The 19,518-nt window shown below is 40.5% G+C and carries 8 protein-coding genes; 6 read left to right on the top strand and 2 right to left on the bottom strand.

The features are described from left to right. Positions 1-58 precede the first annotated feature (58 nt). The 4 genes from trmB to FA046_RS01100 all read left to right on the top strand — a co-directional run bounded on the left by trmB (position 59) and on the right by FA046_RS01100 (position 4,044). Entirely contained in the window at positions 59-712 is a 654-nt protein-coding gene (trmB, locus tag FA046_RS01115; protein WP_136824521.1) for a tRNA (guanosine(46)-N7)-methyltransferase TrmB, read from the top strand. Then, on the top strand, positions 705-1,046 hold the full coding sequence (locus tag FA046_RS01110) for an MGMT family protein (protein WP_136824520.1): 342 nt from the start codon (positions 705-707) through the stop codon (positions 1,044-1,046). Before trmB ends, FA046_RS01110 begins: the two co-directional genes overlap by 8 nt. A gap of 198 nt (positions 1,047-1,244) precedes the next feature. After that, positions 1,245-3,221 carry an alpha-ketoacid dehydrogenase subunit alpha/beta gene (locus tag FA046_RS01105; protein ID WP_136824519.1) on the top strand — a complete coding sequence of 659 codons (1,977 nt, stop codon included), beginning with the start codon at positions 1,245-1,247 and terminating at the stop codon, positions 3,219-3,221. A 16-nt stretch (positions 3,222-3,237) separates the two neighbouring features. Continuing rightward, positions 3,238-4,044 (top strand): hypothetical protein, encoded by an 807-nt coding sequence (locus FA046_RS01100; protein WP_136824518.1) that lies wholly within the window; start codon positions 3,238-3,240, stop codon positions 4,042-4,044. On the opposite strand, the gene FA046_RS01095 is transcribed toward FA046_RS01100, so the two are convergent. Beyond that, positions 4,030-4,653 (bottom strand): SprT-like domain-containing protein, encoded by a 624-nt coding sequence (locus FA046_RS01095; protein WP_136824517.1) that lies wholly within the window; start codon positions 4,651-4,653, stop codon positions 4,030-4,032. The two genes, FA046_RS01100 and FA046_RS01095, sit on opposite strands and share 15 nt — an antisense overlap. A gap of 74 nt (positions 4,654-4,727) precedes the next feature. After that, on the bottom strand, positions 4,728-6,107 hold the full coding sequence (locus tag FA046_RS01090; RefSeq protein WP_136824516.1) for a LutB/LldF family L-lactate oxidation iron-sulfur protein: 1,380 nt from the start codon (positions 6,105-6,107) through the stop codon (positions 4,728-4,730). A 590-nt stretch (positions 6,108-6,697) separates the two neighbouring features. Between FA046_RS01090 and FA046_RS17180 the strand changes: the two genes are divergently transcribed. Together FA046_RS17180 and FA046_RS01070 are read left to right on the top strand one after the other, a co-directional pair. Continuing rightward, entirely contained in the window at positions 6,698-17,890 is an 11,193-nt protein-coding gene (locus FA046_RS17180; protein WP_169303279.1) for a hypothetical protein, read from the top strand. Between the two features lie 623 nt (positions 17,891-18,513). Beyond that, on the top strand, positions 18,514-19,053 hold the full coding sequence (locus tag FA046_RS01070) for a T9SS type A sorting domain-containing protein (RefSeq protein WP_136824515.1): 540 nt from the start codon (positions 18,514-18,516) through the stop codon (positions 19,051-19,053). The last annotated feature ends 465 nt before the right edge of the window (positions 19,054-19,518 follow it).

Here is a 19,518-nt window from a genome sequence, read left to right as displayed (position 1 = left end):
TTTAATAATCTGATTAATAAAGATGAAATCTTACTTTTGTGCTATAAAATAAGGAGTAGTGGCTAAAAGAAAATTACAGCGTTTCACAGAAATAGGAACATTTAATAATGTGAAGGAATTAGAAGAAGGAAAACCCTTTAAAGGAAATTGGGGTAAAGATTTTTTTAAAAATACAAATCCTATAATTTTAGAGTTAGCCTGTGGAAAAGGAGAGTATAGTGTTAACCTAGCAAGGAAATTTCCTGATAAGAATTTTATAGGCATTGATTATAAAGGAAACAGGTTATGGGTTGGAGCAAAAATGGCTATTGATGAAGGTTTAGATAACGTTGGTTTTCTAAGAATTCAAATCCAAAATCTATTAGATTATTTTGAAGTGGATGAGATAGACGAAATTTGGCTTACTTTTCCAGATCCCCAGGCGCAAAGCCCATTAGAACGTAAAAGATTAACCAACCCCACTTTTTTAGGAAAATATAAAACAGTGTTAAAACCAGGCGGAATCATGCATCTTAAAACAGATAACGATGGTTTTTACGATTACACTTTAGAAAAAATCACCGAATTAAATATTCCTGCTTTACAGCAAACCACCAACGTTTACAGAGACCATCATTCAGACGAAATTCTTTCTATCAAAACTCATTATGAAAGAATATACCTACAAAAGGGAAAAAACATCAATTACCTGAAGTTTCAATTTAATGGATAGAGCGTCTTTTTATGATCAGGTTTATCAAGTGGTCGCTTTAATTCCCAAAGGTAAAGTGACTTCTTATGGTGCAATAGCTTCCTATTTGGGCACAAAAGGATCATCTAGAATGGTAGGTTACGCTATGAATGGCGCTATTCAATCTCATCCTAATTTACCCGCACACAGGGTGGTTAACAGAAATGGGTTATTAACGGGTAAATTCCATTTTGGTTCCTTAACTCAAATGGAAGAACTATTAGAAAACGAAGGGATTAAAGTAGAAAACGATCAGATTATTAATTTCAAAGCCCATTATTGGGATCCAGCCATAGAGTTGGATATTGAGAAATAAAGAAATTTAAATGGTTTTATAAGCTTCGATTATTGATTTCATAAATTTTACAGTCCTGTAGCTTTGTGAACTCAGCGCCCTCTGTGTTTAAAATTCTTTCTGGTTTTTTCTTTCCAAAAAGATTAAGCATACAGCATTATACCCAAATAAATTTCAAGAAGCATTCCAGTTTTTTTAAAAAAGCATTAGCTTAGATAGATGATTTTTGATCCTAAAAACCTTTCTACAACAGAACTTAAAAACATTTATAAAAATCTTTTGCTTCCGCGAATGATTGAAGAGAAAATGTTGAAGTTGTTAAGGCAAGAAAAAATTGGGAAATGGTTCTCGGGCATTGGGCAAGAAGCTATTGCTGTTGGTTGTACTTTAGCATTAAATGCTGATGAGTATATTTTGCCAATGCATAGAAATTTAGGGGTTTTTACTGCTCGTGAGATTCCCTTATGGAAATTAATGGCGCAGTGGCAGGGCAAAGCAACAGGCTTTACAAAAGGTAGAGATCGCTCTTTTCACTTTAGCACTCAAGAATATAAAATTATTGGAATGATTTCCCATTTAGGGCCTCAGTTGGCTTTAGCAGATGGAATTGCGCTAGCAGATATTTTAGAAAAAAAGGAAAAAGTAACTCTGGCCTTTACAGGTGAAGGCGCAACCAGCGAAGGCGATTTTCATGAAGCATTAAATGTTGCCGCCGTTTGGGATTTGCCTGTTATTTTCATCATCGAAAATAATGGCTATGGTTTATCTACACCAACCAACGAACAATACCGATGCGCACAATTGGTAGATAGAGCCAAAGGTTATGGAATGCAAGGTGTTAAAATTGATGGAAATAATGTGTTAGAAGTTTACCACACCATTAAAGCTTTGGCCGAAGATTTAAGAGAAAACCCCCGACCAGTTTTAGTTGAATGTATCACTTTTAGAATGCGTGGACATGAGGAGGCCTCAGGAGTTAAGTATGTTCCACAAGAGTTGTTTACAGAATGGGAACAAAAAGATCCTCTAAAAAATTATGAAACCTATTTATTAGAGCAAGAAATAATTGACGAAAATTTCATCCTACAAATTCGGTCAGATAATACAGCTTATATCAATTCAGAGATAGAGAAGGCTTTCGCCGAACCAGAACCTGTTGTTGATGAAGAGCTGGAAATAGAGGATATGTATTTCCCTTATCAGCAAAAGCCTATAAATAAACCAACTGAATTTACTGATGGAAGATATATTGATGCCATAAGCAAAGCCATGAGCTTAATGATGGAGAAATACCACAATTTGGTAATTATGGGACAAGATATTGCCGAGTATGGTGGCGCTTTTAAAATTACACAAGGTTTTGTTGAAAAATTTGGCAAAGAGAGGGTGAGGAATACCCCTATTTGCGAATCGGCAATTGTGGGAGCCTCTTTAGGCTTATCCATTAATGGTTATAAGGCTATTATGGAAATGCAATTTGCAGATTTTGCAACTTGTGGTTTTAATCAGATTGTAAATAATTTGGCTAAAACGCATTATAGGTGGGGAGAAAAAGCAGATGTAGTGATAAGAATGCCAACCGGAGCAGGTACTGGAGCCGGACCTTTCCATTCGCAAAGTAACGAGGCTTGGTTTACTAAAACTCCGGGGTTAAAAGTGGTTTATCCTGCTTTTCCAGAAGATGTTTATGGGTTGATGATTGCAGCAGTTGAAGATCCCAACCCAGTGATGTTTTTTGAACACAAATATTTGTACAGAAAAAGCTCCGGAACTATTCCCGATGGTTATTTTAGTATCCCGATAGGAAAAGCAAAACTACATGCAAATGGAGATATGTTTAGCATTATTACTTATGGTTTAGGCGTTCATTGGGCTATAGCGTATCAAAAAGAGCATTCTGAATATGATTTTGATATTTTAGACTTAAGGTCTTTACAGCCTTGGGATAAAGAGGCGGTATATAAATCGGTTAAAAAAACGGGTAGGGCACTCATTTTGCATGAAGATACATTATGTTGTGGTTTTGGTGCAGAAATTGCCGCTTCTATTACTGAGCATTGTTTTGCTTTTTTAGACGCACCTGTACTTCGGTGTGCTAGTTTAGACACCGCAATACCTATGAATAAAGCATTAGAACATCAGTTTTTGGCTAATTCTAGATTGCATCAAAACATACAGAAATTGATATCATTTTAAACGCAAATTAACTTAAATGCAAAAAAACTACGCTTATTATTTAATACTCTTCTTACTCATTTCTATAAGCTGGATGGGCTGCCAATCTAACCAGCAAAAAATGGCTCAAGTTCAAGATTCTTTAAAGGCTCTTAACAGTTCTGATAGCAGTATTTTAATATATACTGATGGTTTAGAAAAATTAAAAGAGTCATTAGCAAATAAAGAAAGTCCGGTTTTCACCAAAGGAGATTATTCATTTTATACTTCAATTTACAGTCAAGATAGTGTTCCTGTACTTTTTATAGAATATGGAGAAGCTGGTGATAACGGATTTGTAGAGAAAAAGTATTATTTGGATAATGGAGAATTGGTGCTTTATTGGGAGAAAACTAAACAGGCATCTTCTACAGAAAAACCTGTTTATGAGTTTAAAGAAACCCGAATATATTTTAGAAACAATGTTTTCTTAAAAGGAGAGGAAAGAGTAGCCGCCGGTGATTCTTTATTGAGTCAAATTCCGTTTGTTTTAGTGGATGATTATTTGTTAGACAAGAATAAGCAGTTTGATTTTAAAAGATTAGAAGATGCAAATGCCGAGGTAGGAGATTTTAATTTGACTTTTGATAGGATAGATTCACTTTCTGCAACCAAACAATACTTAGTGATGGCAAATAAAAAGGCCAACACTTATGAATCAACCTATCAGATTACAAAAGCCGATTCTTTAATTTCAAAAATTAAAGAGAATCCTTATGCTTATAAAGGAAAGAAACTGAAAGTTAAGCATGCTAAACAAGGCACAAGAATGATTTATAAAGGTGGAGAACTAAGCGCTTTCTGAATTCAATAACATCACCTCGGCAATGGGGCTAAAAAGATAAATTAGCCCTGTTTTTACTTCCACACAGCGATACCTTTTTCTAATTTTCTCTAATTTTTTAAATTCCCGCCCATTTTTCATCATAAAATGATGTTGATGGGGGATCTTTTCCACAGAAATAAAAGAAGGATCTTTTTGATCGTAATTTCTTAATGTTTTGTATAAATTTAAATCAGAGCAGCTAGAAGCAGCCGGATTTTGTAAATAAGAAACTATCGCTTTTTTTACATCCATTGGAAAAACCTCTAACTCAAAAAAAGGGATCATCATCCTCTTAAAGTTGTTCTTCCATTCTTGTCCATGAGGTTTAGCATGATGCTTATGCTCATTCCAGGTAATTAAGTGTGCAAATTCATGTACCGTAGTTACCAAAAAAGCATACGGATTAAGATTGTAATTTACAGATATTTTATGCCCGTCGCCATTATAAGGAGATCTGTAATCTCCTAATTTTGTATCTCGGCTTTTAGAAATTTTAAAATCGCATTTATAAAAATCAATCCATTTACTGATCAAAGGCGCTGCTTCTTCAGGAATATATTTAGATAGAATTTTAACTTTTTGATCCACTATTAAACAATTCTTTTGAGAGTAAATTTTAAGTAGGCTTTCAGCAGCTCGGCTTCAGCCTCAATCTTTAAAGCTTAAGACGGATGATTTTCTTTCCATTCACTACTGAAAGATTTTTGGGCAACTTCCGGTAAAACCCTTTTCTCTCCCCAGGTTTTACTAAAAAACTTGCGCAAAATAGTGTTTTTGAATTTTCCTCCAAATTTATCCATATAGCTTCGTTTTAGCATTCCCTTTTTCCAAAAAAACCATCCCCAACGTTCAGTCTTAGTGGTGAGTTGTTCATTTACGGCATCTCTTCTGTTAAAAAGTAACATTTTATGAATATCAATTTTTACCGGACAAACCTCGGTACACTTGCCGCACAAACTTGATGCATAGCTTAAATGTTTAAACTCTTTCATTCCGCTCAAATGAGGGGTAATAATAGAGCCAATTGGTCCGCTATAAGTAGTGTCATAAGCATGGCCGCCAATGTTTTTGTAAATAGGGCATCCATTTAAGCAAGCGCCACATCTGATACAATAAAGGCCTTGTCTTTGTTCTTTTTGAGCCAATAAATCCGTTCTGCCGTTATCCAATAAGATTACATACATTTCTTCTGGTCCATCAGTTTCACCAGCTTGTTTTGGGCCACTTAAAATAGTATTGTAAACTGTTAAATTTTGGCCAGTTCCATGCGTAGAAAGCATTGGCCAAAATAAATCCAAATCAGCAATAGAAGGAACTAGTTTTTCAATTCCTACAATAGCAATGTGTATTTTTGGGAATGTGGTAGTTAGCCTTGCATTGCCCTCATTCTCTGTAATGGCAATACTGCCAGTATCTGCTATTAAAAAATTAGCTCCAGATATTCCAACATCAGCGCTTAAATATTTATCTCTTAGCAATTCACGGGCTTTCATCGTGAGTTGTTCTGGAGTAGCATCTTTTGGCGTTCCAAATTTTTCGTGAAAAAGATCAGCTATATTCTCTTTACTCAAATGCATTGCAGGGGTCACAATATGATAAGGTTTTTGACCAAGCAATTGAACAATATATTCTCCTAAGTCAGATTCCAAAGAAGAAATTTGATGGCTCTCTAAAAATTCATTTAAATGAATTTCCTCTGTTACCATAGATTTTGATTTGATAACAGATTTAGCATTGGCTTTAGTAATAATATTTAGAATCTCTTTTTGAGCTTCCTCAATTGTATTAGCCCATAATACTTTGCCTCCACGTTTTTGAAAATTAGCTTCAAATTCAGGTAGTATTTTATCCAAATTCTCCATCACCTTCCATTTAATTAAATGGCTTTTCTTTTTAGCATGCTCTAAATTTATCAATCTTGATAACCCTCTTTCTACCGCAGAATCATATTTCCCAATATTGTGGTTGATAATCCCACGATGGGATAAATCAAAAGATTTTTGAGTAGAAACTTCTACAAACTTCTCAGCAATGCTTGTCATAGCCCAAATTTAACATTTCTGGCAAACATTAAGAATTTTGTCTTTTGAATGCGTTGTTTAAAATTTAACAAACTTGTGATTGATTTCAATTGTATCATTGATTATGATTGGATTTAGAACTAAAAGGTAAAGCCAATACATGCTATCTTACAAATAGAATAAAATGTTTAAAACAAAAACACTAAGTTATGATGCCTAGAAGGATGTTTTTTAACAAGGCTTCAAAAAGTTATTAACATTACAATAAAAAAATGTGCAAAACCTTAGTGGATTTTAAGGAGGTAAAATATTCTACAAAAAATAAAATATATGGGAACTATTTGCCCGATTATAACCGACTTAATTATGGGGTCAAATTAAACTACATTAGTTTTAATTATTTAGAAAAAAAATATTCATGATTTTAAAATCTGTTTAACCTATTATTTTGATCGCTTTATTCAAAATTGTAATATAAAGGGCGTTTAAATGCAACTTTAATTATTAAAAGACGAATAATGCAGATAAAATAAATGTACAAAATAAATAAATTTCAGTTCAAATTCTTAGTGGCTTAACTCTTGATTAATATAATACATAATCCAAAACGCATGAAAAAATCTTTACTCCTTTATTTTTGTTTATTGTTTTTGTCATTAGGTACCGCCTATGCTCAAAACGGATTAAATGGTTTCCAATACCAGGCTGTTGTTAGAAAGGCAGATGGAAAAGAACTCTCTAATCAAAAAATTAACGCAAGGTTTACGCTTTTAAGTGGATCATCTAACGGCGTAGAGGTATATTCTGAAACACAAAAGATAAATTCAAATCAATTTGGTCTTTTTACCCATATCATAGGTCGTGGAACACCGGTTTCTTCTATAAAATTAATTGATATTGACTTTTCAGTATCTAATTATTATTTAAAAGTAGAACTAGATTTAACTGGGGGAAATAATTTTCAACCCTTTGGTAGTTCCGAATTAATTGCGGTTCCTTTTGCCCTTTACGCTAAATCAAGCGGATCAAGTAATCTCAGTAACAGTGGTGTGGGCTCTGCCGGAGCAGTTGGCCCTCAAGGTCCTATTGGAGAAAAAGGTCCACAAGGAGAAAAAGGAATAACTGGAGATAGTGGTCCAAAAGGGCCAGTTGGTGACAAGGGTTTAATTGGCGATGCTGGAGCAAAAGGCGATAAAGGTTTAGTAGGCGATCAAGGTCCAATAGGACTAGCTGGAGTATCCGGTTCAAAAGGAGCAGACGGCGATAAAGGATTAGCGGGTGATAAAGGTTTAACCGGCGATGTAGGTTCAAAAGGAGCAGATGGCGGAAAGGGTTTAACTGGTGATAAAGGAGTTTCAGGCGATAAAGGTTTAGCAGGCGATCAAGGTCCAGTAGGACTAGCTGGAGCAACTGGTTCAAAAGGAGCAGACGGCGATAAAGGATTAGCGGGTGATAAAGGTTTAACCGGCGATGTAGGTTCAAAAGGAGCAGATGGCGGAAAGGGTTTAACTGGTGATAAAGGAGTTTCAGGAGATAAAGGTTTAACTGGCGATGCTGGTTCAAAAGGAGTAGATGGCGACAAAGGTTTAACTGGCGATTCTGGTTCAAAAGGATTAGCAGGAGACAAAGGTTTAACAGGCGATCAAGGTCCAACAGGATTAGCTGGTTCAAAAGGCGCAGATGGCGACAAAGGTTTAAGTGGTGACAAAGGAATAGCAGGAGACAAAGGTTTAACAGGCGATCAAGGTCCAACAGGATTAGCTGGTTCAAAAGGCGCAGATGGCGACAAAGGTTTAAGTGGTGACAAAGGAATAGCAGGAGACAAAGGTTTAACAGGCGATCAAGGTCCAATAGGATTAGCTGGTTCAAAAGGCGCAGATGGCGACAAAGGTTTAAGTGGTGACAAAGGATTAGCAGGAGACAAAGGTTTAACAGGCGATCAAGGTCCAATAGGATTAGCTGGTTCAAAAGGCGCAGATGGCGACAAAGGTTTAAGTGGTGACAAAGGAATAGCAGGAGACAAGGGATTAGTTGGTAATCAAGGCCCAGTAGGATTAGCTGGTGCAACTGGATCAAAAGGAGCAGATGGCGACAAGGGTTTAACTGGTGATGCAGGTTCAAAGGGAGCAGATGGCGATAAAGGTTTAACAGGCGACAAAGGATTAATAGGTGATCAAGGTCCAGTAGGATTAGCTGGAGCAACTGGTTCAAAAGGAGCAGATGGCGACAAAGGAATTTCAGGAGACAAAGGTTTAACTGGCGATTCAGGTTCAAAAGGAGCAGATGGTGAGAAAGGCTTAACGGGAGATAAAGGTTTAATTGGCGACCAAGGTCTTATAGGATTAGCTGGTGCAACTGGTTCAAAAGGAGCAGATGGCGATAAAGGCTTAACAGGGGATAAAGGTTTAGTAGGCGATCAAGGTCCAGTAGGATTAGCCGGAGCAACCGGTTCAAAAGGATCAGATGGGGATAAAGGAATAGCGGGAGACAAAGGTTTAGTTGGTGATCAAGGTCCAGTAGGATTAGCTGGTTCAAAAGGAGCAGACGGTGATAAAGGATTAACTGGCGATGCAGGTTTAAAAGGAGCAGATGGCGACAAAGGCTTAACAGGCGACAAAGGAATTTCAGGTGATAAAGGTTTAACCGGCGATGCAGGATCAAAAGGAGTAAATGGTGACAAAGGAGTTTCAGGAGAAAAAGGATTAGTTGGTGATCAAGGCCCAGTAGGATTAGCTGGAGCAACTGGTTCAAAAGGAGCAGATGGCGACAAAGGTTTAGTTGGCGATCAAGGTCCGATAGGACTAGCTGGAGCAACTGGTTCAAAAGGGGCAGATGGCGATAAAGGAATTTCAGGTGATAAAGGTTTAACCGGCGATGCAGGTTTAAAAGGAGCAGATGGCGAAAAAGGAATTACAGGCGACAAAGGATTAACTGGCGATGCAGGATCAAAGGGAGCAGATGGTGACAAAGGAATTACAGGCGACAAAGGTTTAACCGGCGATGCTGGAACAAAAGGCGCAGATGGCGAAAAAGGAATAGCAGGTGATAAAGGTTTAACAGGCGACAAGGGAGTAATTGGTGATCAAGGTCCAGTAGGATTAGCTGGTTCAAAAGGCGTAGATGGCGACAAAGGTTTAACCGGCGATGCAGGTTTAAAAGGAGCAGATGGCGACAAAGGAATTTCAGGCGACAAAGGTTTAGTTGGCGATCAAGGTCCGATAGGACAAGCTGGAGCAACTGGTTCAAAAGGAGCAGATGGCGAAAAAGGAATAGCAGGTGACAAAGGTTTAACTGGCGATGCTGGTTCAAAAGGAGCAGATGGTGATAAAGGAGTTTCAGGTGACAAAGGCTTAACAGGCGATGCAGGATCAAAAGGAGCAGATGGCGACAAGGGTTTAACTGGTGATGCAGGTTCAAAGGGAGCAGATGGAGATAAAGGATTAGCAGGCGACAAAGGTTTAGTAGGCGATCAAGGTCCGATAGGACTAGCTGGAGCAACTGGTTCAAAAGGCGCAGATGGCGAAAAGGGTTTAACTGGCGATTCAGGTTCAAAAGGAGCAGATGGTGAGAAAGGCTTAACAGGAGATAAAGGTTTAATTGGCGACCAAGGTCCTATAGGATTAGCTGGTGCAACTGGTTCAAAAGGAGCAGATGGCGATAAAGGATTAGTAGGAGACAAAGGATTAACTGGCGATGCAGGATCAAAAGGAGCAGATGGCGATAAAGGATTAGTAGGCGACAAAGGTTTAGTTGGCGATGCTGGAACAAAAGGAGCAGACGGCGACAAAGGATTAATTGGCGATCAAGGTCCAGTAGGATTAGCTGGAGCAACTGGTTCAAAAGGCGCAGATGGCGAAAAGGGTTTAACTGGAGATAAAGGAATAGCAGGCGACAAAGGTTTAGTTGGCGATGCTGGTTCAAAAGGCGCAGATGGAGACAAAGGAATTTCAGGCGACAAAGGTTTAGTAGGCGATCAAGGTCCGATAGGACAAGCTGGAGCAACTGGTTCAAAAGGCGCAGATGGCGAAAAAGGAATAGCAGGTGACAAAGGTTTAACTGGCGATGCTGGTTCAAAAGGCGCAGATGGCGATAAAGGATTAGTAGGCGACAAAGGATTAACTGGCGATGCAGGATCAAAAGGAGCAGATGGCGATAAAGGATTAGTAGGAGACAAAGGATTAACTGGCGATGCAGGATCAAAAGGAGCAGATGGCGATAAAGGATTAGTAGGCGACAAAGGATTAACTGGCGATGCAGGATCAAAAGGAGCAGATGGCGATAAAGGATTAGTAGGAGACAAAGGCTTAACAGGCGATGCAGGATCAAAAGGAGCAGATGGCGATAAAGGATTAGTAGGCGACAAAGGTTTAGTTGGCGATGCTGGAACAAAAGGAGCAGACGGCGACAAAGGATTAATTGGCGATCAAGGTCCAGTAGGATTAGCTGGAGCAACTGGTTCAAAAGGCGCAGATGGCGAAAAAGGAATAGCAGGTGACAAAGGCTTAACTGGAGATGCAGGATCAAAGGGAGCAGATGGTGACAAAGGAATTACAGGCGACAAAGGTTTAGTTGGCGATGCTGGTTCAAAAGGAGCAGATGGCGAAAAAGGATTAGTAGGAGACAAAGGTTTAACTGGTGATGCAGGATCAAAAGGAGCAGATGGCGACAAAGGAATTTCAGGCGACAAAGGCTTAATTGGCGATCAAGGTCCGATAGGACTAGCTGGAGCAACTGGTTCAAAAGGAGCAGATGGCGATAAAGGATTAGTAGGAGACAAAGGATTAACTGGCGATGCAGGATCAAAAGGAGCAGATGGCGATAAAGGAATAGCAGGCGACAAAGGTTTAGTAGGCGATCAAGGTCCGATAGGACAAGCTGGAGCAACTGGTTCAAAAGGAGCAGATGGCGAAAAAGGAATAGCAGGTGACAAAGGTTTAACTGGCGATGCTGGTTCAAAAGGCGCAGATGGCGATAAAGGCTTAACAGGTGACAAAGGTTTAACTGGCGATGCTGGTTCAAAAGGAGCAGATGGAGACAAAGGAATTTCAGGCGACAAAGGATTAACTGGCGATGCAGGATCAAAAGGCGCAGATGGCGATAAAGGTTTAACTGGTGATGCAGGATCAAAAGGCTTAACAGGTGATAAAGGTTTAACAGGCGACAAGGGAGTAATTGGTGATCAAGGCCCAGTAGGATTAGCTGGAGCAACTGGTTCAAAAGGGGCGGATGGCGACAAAGGTTTAGTAGGCGATCAAGGTCCGATAGGACAAGCTGGAGCAACTGGTTCAAAAGGCGCAGATGGCGAAAAAGGAATAGCAGGTGACAAAGGTTTAACTGGCGATGCTGGTTCAAAAGGCGCAGATGGCGATAAAGGCTTAACAGGTGACAAAGGTTTAACTGGCGATGCTGGTTCAAAAGGAGCAGATGGAGACAAAGGAATTTCAGGCGACAAAGGATTAACTGGCGATGCAGGATCAAAAGGAGCAGATGGCGATAAAGGATTAGTAGGCGACAAAGGATTAACTGGCGATGCAGGATCAAAAGGAGCAGATGGCGATAAAGGATTAGTAGGCGACAAAGGTTTAGTTGGCGATGCTGGAACAAAAGGAGCAGACGGCGACAAAGGATTAATTGGCGATCAAGGTCCAGTAGGATTAGCTGGAGCAACTGGTTCAAAAGGCGCAGATGGCGAAAAAGGAATAGCAGGTGACAAAGGCTTAACTGGAGATGCAGGATCAAAGGGAGCAGATGGTGACAAAGGAATTACAGGCGACAAAGGTTTAGTTGGCGATGCAGGATCAAAAGGCGCCGATGGCGATAAAGGATTAGTAGGAGACAAAGGTTTAACTGGTGATGCAGGATCAAAAGGAGCAGATGGCGACAAAGGAATTTCAGGCGACAAAGGCTTAATTGGCGATCAAGGTCCGATAGGACTAGCTGGAGCAACTGGTTCAAAAGGAGCAGATGGCGATAAAGGAATAGCAGGCGACAAAGGTTTAGTAGGCGATCAAGGTCCGATAGGACAAGCTGGAGCAACTGGTTCAAAAGGCGCAGATGGCGAAAAAGGAATAGCAGGTGACAAAGGTTTAACTGGCGATGCTGGTTCAAAAGGCGCAGATGGCGATAAAGGCTTAACAGGTGACAAAGGTTTAACTGGCGATGCTGGTTCAAAAGGAGCAGATGGAGACAAAGGAATTTCAGGCGACAAAGGATTAACTGGCGATGCAGGATCAAAAGGAGCAGATGGCGATAAAGGATTAGTAGGAGACAAAGGATTAACTGGCGATGCAGGATCAAAAGGAGCAGATGGCGATAAAGGAATAGCAGGCGACAAAGGTTTAGTAGGCGATCAAGGTCCGATAGGACAAGCTGGAGCAACTGGTTCAAAAGGCGCAGATGGCGAAAAAGGAATAGCAGGTGACAAAGGTTTAACTGGCGATGCTGGTTCAAAAGGCGCAGATGGCGATAAAGGCTTAACAGGTGACAAAGGTTTAACTGGCGATGCTGGTTCAAAAGGAGCAGATGGCGATAAAGGAATTTCAGGCGACAAAGGTTTAGTTGGCGATCAAGGTCCGATAGGACTAGCTGGAGCAACCGGTTCAAAAGGAGCAGATGGTGATAAAGGAGTTTCAGGAGACAAAGGTTTAACTGGCGATGCTGGTTCAAAAGGAGCAGATGGAGACAAAGGAATTTCAGGCGACAAAGGTTTAGTTGGCGATCAAGGTCCGATAGGACTAGCTGGAGCAACCGGTTCAAAAGGCGCAGATGGCGAAAAAGGAATAGCAGGTGACAAAGGATTAACTGGAGCAACCGGTTCAAAAGGAGCAGATGGCGAAAAAGGAATTACAGGCGACAAAGGCTTAACTGGAGATGCAGGATCAAAGGGAGCAGATGGTGACAAAGGAATTACAGGCGACAAAGGTTTAACCGGCGATGCTGGAACAAAAGGCGCAGATGGCGATAAAGGAATAGCAGGTGATAAAGGATTAATTGGCGATCAAGGTCCGATAGGACTAGCTGGAGCAACCGGTTCAAAAGGCGCAGATGGCGATAAAGGCTTAACAGGTGATAAAGGTTTAACAGGCGACAAGGGAGTAATTGGTGATCAAGGTCCAGTAGGATTAGCTGGTTCAAAAGGCGTAGATGGCGACAAAGGTTTAACCGGCGATGCAGGTTTAAAAGGAGCAGATGGTGACAAAGGAATTTCAGGAGATAAAGGTTTAGTAGGCGATCAAGGTCCAATAGGATTAGCTGGAGCAACCGGTTCAAAAGGAGCAGATGGCGATAAAGGAATTTCAGGAGATAAAGGTTTAGTAGGCGATCAAGGTCCAATAGGATTAGCCGGAGCAACCGGTTCAAAAGGAGCAGACGGCGACAAAGGAATTTCAGGCGACAAAGGATTAACTGGAGATGCAGGAACAAAAGGCGCAGATGGCGATAAAGGAATTTCAGGTGATAAAGGATTAACTGGCGATGCAGGATCAAAAGGAGCAGACGGCGACAAAGGAATAGCGGGTGATAAAGGATTAACCGGCGATGCAGGATCAAAGGGAGCAGATGGTGATAAAGGCTTAACAGGGGATAAAGGTTTAATAGGCGATCAAGGTCCGATAGGATTAGCTGGAGCAACTGGCTCAAAAGGAGCAGATGGCGATAAAGGAATAGTAGGCGACAAAGGTTTAACTGGCGATACAGGATCAAAAGGAATAGCGGGTGATAAAGGCTTAACAGGAGACAAGGGATTAACAGGCGACAAAGGAGTAATTGGTGATCAAGGACCAGTAGGATTAGCTGGTTCAAAAGGAGCAGATGGCGACAAAGGTTTAGCCGGCGATAAAGGTTTAAAAGGTTCAGACGGCGATAAAGGGCCTCAAGGAGATGCTGGAGCAAAAGGTGATACAGGAGCAACAGGAGCTGCAGGTCCACAAGGAATTCAAGGTTTAACTGGAGCAAAAGGCGATACTGGAACAGCAGGAACTAACGGAGTAGATGGAGCAAAAGGAGACAAAGGAGATGCTGGAGTAACAGGTCCACAAGGATTAACAGGTGCTGCTGGAGCATCTGGTGCTAAAGGCGATATAGGATTAACAGGAGCAACAGGTCCACAAGGATTAACTGGGGCAAAAGGCGATACCGGAACAGCAGGAACGAACGGAACAAATGGTGTTGACGGAGTCAAAGGAGATAAAGGTGATGTTGGTTCAACAGGACCACAAGGAATCCAAGGATTAATAGGAGCAACTGGTGCAAACGGAGTAGATGGAGTAAAAGGAGATAAAGGCGATGTTGGAGTAACAGGTTTAACTGGAGCTAAAGGCGATAAGGGTGATACAGGAGCGACTGGCTTGACAGGTTCTCAGGGAATACAAGGATTAACCGGAGCTGTTGGTGCAGCCGGAGCAAAGGGTGATGCAGGAACAAACGGAGTTGATGGATCAAAAGGCGACAAAGGCGATACGGGAGCAACTGGTTTAACAGGTTCTCAGGGAATACAAGGATTAAATGGCGCTGTTGGAGCAGCCGGAGCAAAGGGTGATGCAGGAACAAACGGAGTAGATGGAGCAAAAGGCGACAAAGGTGATGCGGGAGCAACTGGTTTAACAGGTTCTCAGGGAATACAGGGTTTAACTGGAGCTGTTGGCGCAACAGGTCCACAAGGAGCTCAAGGATTAACGGGTGCTGCTGGAGCAAAAGGCGATATAGGATTAACAGGAGCAACAGGTCCACAAGGATTAGTTGGAGCAACAGGAGCAAAAGGTGATATAGGATTGACTGGAGCTGCTGGATCAACAGGAGCCAAAGGCGATATAGGATTAACCGGAGCAACAGGAACTCAAGGATTAACTGGCGCTGCAGGTGCAACGGGAGCCAAAGGTGATATAGGATTGACCGGAGCTGCTGGATCAACAGGTGCTAAAGGCGATATAGGATTAACTGGAGCAACAGGTCCACAAGGATTAGCTGGAGCAACGGGAGCCAAAGGTGATATAGGATTAACCGGAGCTACCGGAGCAACGGGAGCCAAAGGTGATATAGGATTAACCGGAGCTACCGGAGCAACAGGTGCCAAAGGGGATATAGGTTTAACAGGAGCAACAGGTCCACAAGGATTAGTTGGAGCAACAGGTGCTAAAGGCGATATAGGATTAACCGGAGCAACAGGAACTCAAGGATTAACTGGCGCTGCAGGTGCAACGGGAGCCAAAGGTGATATAGGATTGACCGGAGCTGCTGGATCAACAGGTGCTAAAGGTGATATAGGATTAACGGGTGCAACGGGAGCCAAAGGTGATATAGGATTGACCGGAGCTGCTGGATCAACAGGTGCTAAAGGCGATATAGGATTAACTGGAGCAACAGGTCCACAAGGATTAGCTGGAGCAACAGGTGCTAAAGGCGATATAGGATTAACCGGAGCAACAGGAACTCAAGGATTAACTGGCGCTGCAGGAGCCAAAGGTGATATAGGATTGACCGGAGCTGCCGGATCAACAGGTGCTAAAGGCGATATAGGATTAACTGGAGCAACAGGTCCACAAGGAATTCAAGGATTAACGGGTGCTGTTGGAGCAACCGGAGCCAAAGGTGATATAGGATTAACTGGCGCTGCTGGAGCAACAGGTGCTAAAGGCGATATAGGATTAACCGGAGCAACAGGAACTCAAGGATTAACTGGCGCTGCAGGTGCAACGGGAGCCAAAGGTGATATAGGATTGACCGGAGCTGCAGGAGCAACAGGAGCGAAAGGTGATATAGGATTAACGGGTGCAACAGGCGCAAAAGGAGATATAGGTTTAACTGGAGCAACAGGTCCACAGGGTTTAACCGGAGCAATTGGATCAACAGGCGCTCAAGGAATACAAGGCTTAACAGGTGCAGCTGGAGCAACAGGTTCACAAGGTCCAATAGGATTAACTGGTCCTGCCGGAGCAACGGGAGCTACTGGTCCTGCGGGAGCAGATGGGGCTACATTAGCAGATGCAAGTAGTTCTGTTAAAGGTAAAATTCAATTAGCTGGTGATTTGTCAGGTACTGCTGCTTTGCCAACCATAATTAATAATGCAATTACTTCAGCAAAGATTGCCGACGGAACGATAGTTTCAGGTGATTTAGCAAGTAATTCTATTACCACCGCAAAAATAGTAGATGGTAACGTCACTTTGGCAAAAATAGCTCAATCAGGAGCGACAAGCAATCAGGTATTAACTTGGAATGGTACAACTTGGGCGCCTGCTACAACAGCAGCAGGAACTACTTATACTGCTGGCTCATTAATTACCCTCAATAGTAATGTAGTTGCAGTTAATTTGACTGGTGCAATTGGTACTGGCGGTGGAGATATAAGTGGTTCACTTAATCAAATGCAATTAGTAACAGGAGCGGTAGAAGGATATCAAATTGCTGATGGAACGATTCAAACTGCAAAATTAGCTGATGCTACGGTAACAGGAGCTAAAATCCAAGATGGTGTAATTTCTGCTGCAAAACTAGCAAGTGCATCGGTAACAGATAATGCTATTGGTTACGCTACCATCAATCCAAATAAATTAGCTCAAACTGGAGCAACTAATAATCAGGTTCTTACTTGGAATGGTGGAGGTTGGGTGCCTGCAAATGCAAGTGCTGCTACTGATGCTAGCGCCTCTGCAAAAGGAATTGTTCAATTAGCTGGTGATTTATCAGGTACTGCTGCTTTGCCAACCTTGGCCAATAATGCAGTTACTTCAGCAAAAATTGCTGATGGTACCATTGCAACTGCTGATATTGCCGACAATTCTATTACTACAGCAAAACTTGCAACTGGTGCGGTTGCTACAGTTGATTTAGCAGATAATGCGATTACTTCAGCAAAAATTGCTGATGGAGCCATTGCGACAGCAGATCTTGCTGATGGAGTTATAACGGCAGCTAAATTAAATGCAATGTCTGCAACAAACGGCCAAGTATTAAAATATAATGGTACAAATTGGGCGCCAGCTACGGAAGCCGCTTCTTCTAACTGGTTAACTACAGGGAACTCAAACGCAACAGCAGCTTCTTTTCTGGGAAATACCAATGATATAGCTATGAATATTAAGTCTAATGACTGGACTATGATGCAGTTTGGAAGAAGACAAACATTGGGATTAACTCAAACTTATCCAGATTATACCAATAATGATCAACCATTAGCTTACATTAACGGAGATGGAACTACCTCTGCTTTACAATTTGCTGCTAGTGCTGCTAATTTTTATAAGCCAATGTTCTTTACTACAACTGATGGTAATTTTAGGTTAAAAGGAAGTGCGGCTGGCACCGATTTCTTTGAAATAGGAAGTGCAGGAACTGCTAATAGCGGTAGATTAGAGTTTGTTGTTGGTGATGATGGTGATGAGCCTATAGTGTTTTCTAAATATAATTATAGCCCAGCAGGTAATGTGGAAATGATGAGAATGCAGGGTAATGGGTTAAATGATAATGTGAGGATAGGTATTAATAATAATGGTACAATAGCTAATTCTACTTTACAAGTAACTGGTTCTGTTTCAATGTCTATTGTTTCAACAACAGCCAACCTCACTTTAAATGAAGCACACTATACGGTAATTTGTAAGGGAAGCTCTGCAAGAACCATAACATTGCCTACTGCAAGCAGTTGTACTGGTAGAATTTACATCATCAAGAACATTGCAAGTAATGATTGGAACATCAGTAATTATTTAGATAGAACAGGCGCTAGTCAAAGTAAAGCGAAAAGTGATGAAATCATGACCATACAATCTGATGGTACTGATTGGCAGTTAATATCATTAGTTAAGTAGATAGATCTTTTTTAAATACCTAAGTCCCTTGAGATTTTTCTCAAGGGACTTTTTTTGTTTTAAGAAAAATTTATAAATAGTGATCTCAACTTTATTATTACTTATAATGTAGAGATAATTACCCTATTTGGGTAAATATATATTAAAGCATTGTTTTTGTTAAGTATTTAATGTATTATCGGGTATTTAATTACCGATTATGGGTTGTGTTAATATTGAAATATTTTTTATTTTCTTGAATCTATTTAAAATGATATCCGTATAAAGGCGGCTAACTCTCTATGAGCTGCTGAAAATGAGAATATGTAGGTTTATTGGGTTCCATAAAGAGAATTTATTTCTACATATATTCAATATAATTTCCCCAAATAAGGCTTTTATTCCCCAATATAATTTCTAATGCCTTTTGTCAAATCGCCTACAGCTATATCTTATCATTTTTTCTTTATTAGCGCCTCACTTTAGGTATAAAAGGTGTTTTAAAAGGTTTGAAGGCCATTTTTGAAATAATCTATTTATTAAATGAGACTGATTTTTATGCAAAAAACATTGTTTTTGAGCCTCAAATTGGGGAATTAGGGGTGGTTTATTTTGGCTGGCTTAGAACTTGCCTAATACTAAACATGAACAAGTCAATCATTTTAACCATCATCATAGCAGTTTTAGGATTAACATCTTACAGCCAAGAAATATCTCAACAAGGTTTTAATTCAGGAAGTGGAGAAGCTACTTCAGTTTTTGGAGAAAACATTCAATTCACTATTGGTCAAGCTTATGTAACCAATACATTAACTGAAAACAATGCTGATTACGTTACTCAAGGTTTTGAGCAACCATCTTTTAAAGGTATTGAAGCTTTATTATCTCCAGCTTTCCCAAATTTAGAATTAGTAAAAATGGATGTTTTCCCTAATCCAGCGGTTGATTATACTGACTTAGTTTTAAACTTAATTGATGATAACGGTGCTAAAGTTGCTTTAGTTGATATGTGGGGTCAGGTTGTTAAGTCTCAAGATTTTAATGTTTCTCAAGGGCAACAAAAATTACATTTCTCTTTTGGTTACTTAGCCGCTGGTGTTTACACTGTTAAAGTAAGTGCTAACACTAGAGTTTACGCTAAAAAATTATTGGTGAGCGGCACTGGAAGCGCTAACGCTTTATAAGATTTAAAAACTTGTTCAAAGAAATTTAAATATCCTATCCTAAAAAATCCTCTTCGAAAGTTGAGGATTTTTTGGTTGAGTAGGAATTTGGAATTACCCTTCGACTCCGCTCAGGGTGACATCAAAACAACACTCAAGATAATATTCTTTGTCGATTTACATTTAATGCTAAATTATATGACTATCTGATATTTGTCAGGCAGAGCGGAGTGGAAGCCCTTGCTACATGTGTAGACCCTTCGACTCCGCTACCATTGACGTTCTTTCTAAATAATAAAAAATTCAAGGCCCTTACCCTTAAGGCTTTCCGGCCTCATTACCGGCCAAGCTAGGCACTTTTTTTCATTAGTATTTATTTAATCAAAAAGGCATTCAAGAGTGCTTCGCAATTTTCCGAAAAAAGTACCCAAAAACTCCCCGCTGCGCCTATTGCTATTAAAGTTAGTGCTATCACTTCTTCATCTT

The sequence above is a fragment of the Pedobacter cryophilus genome, from assembly GCF_005116455.1.
Taxonomy (GTDB): Bacteria; Bacteroidota; Bacteroidia; order Sphingobacteriales; family Sphingobacteriaceae; genus Pseudopedobacter; species Pseudopedobacter cryophilum.
This window is presented reverse-complemented; position numbering and strand designations above follow the sequence as displayed.

Bases quoted from the DNA above. Each gene is read 5' to 3' on its own strand.
- FA046_RS01110 (WP_136824520.1), top strand. From the start codon at position 705: ATGGATAGAGCGTCTTTTTATGATCAGGTTTATCAAGTGGTCGCTTTA.
- FA046_RS01105 (WP_136824519.1), top strand. From the start codon at position 1,245: ATGATTTTTGATCCTAAAAACCTTTCTACAACAGAACTTAAAAACATT.
- FA046_RS01100 (WP_136824518.1), top strand. From the start codon at position 3,238: ATGCAAAAAAACTACGCTTATTATTTAATACTCTTCTTACTCATTTCT.
- FA046_RS01090 (WP_136824516.1), bottom strand. From the start codon at position 6,107: ATGACAAGCATTGCTGAGAAGTTTGTAGAAGTTTCTACTCAAAAATCT.
- FA046_RS17180 (WP_169303279.1), top strand. From the start codon at position 6,698: ATGAAAAAATCTTTACTCCTTTATTTTTGTTTATTGTTTTTGTCATTA.
- FA046_RS01070 (WP_136824515.1), top strand. From the start codon at position 18,514: ATGAACAAGTCAATCATTTTAACCATCATCATAGCAGTTTTAGGATTA.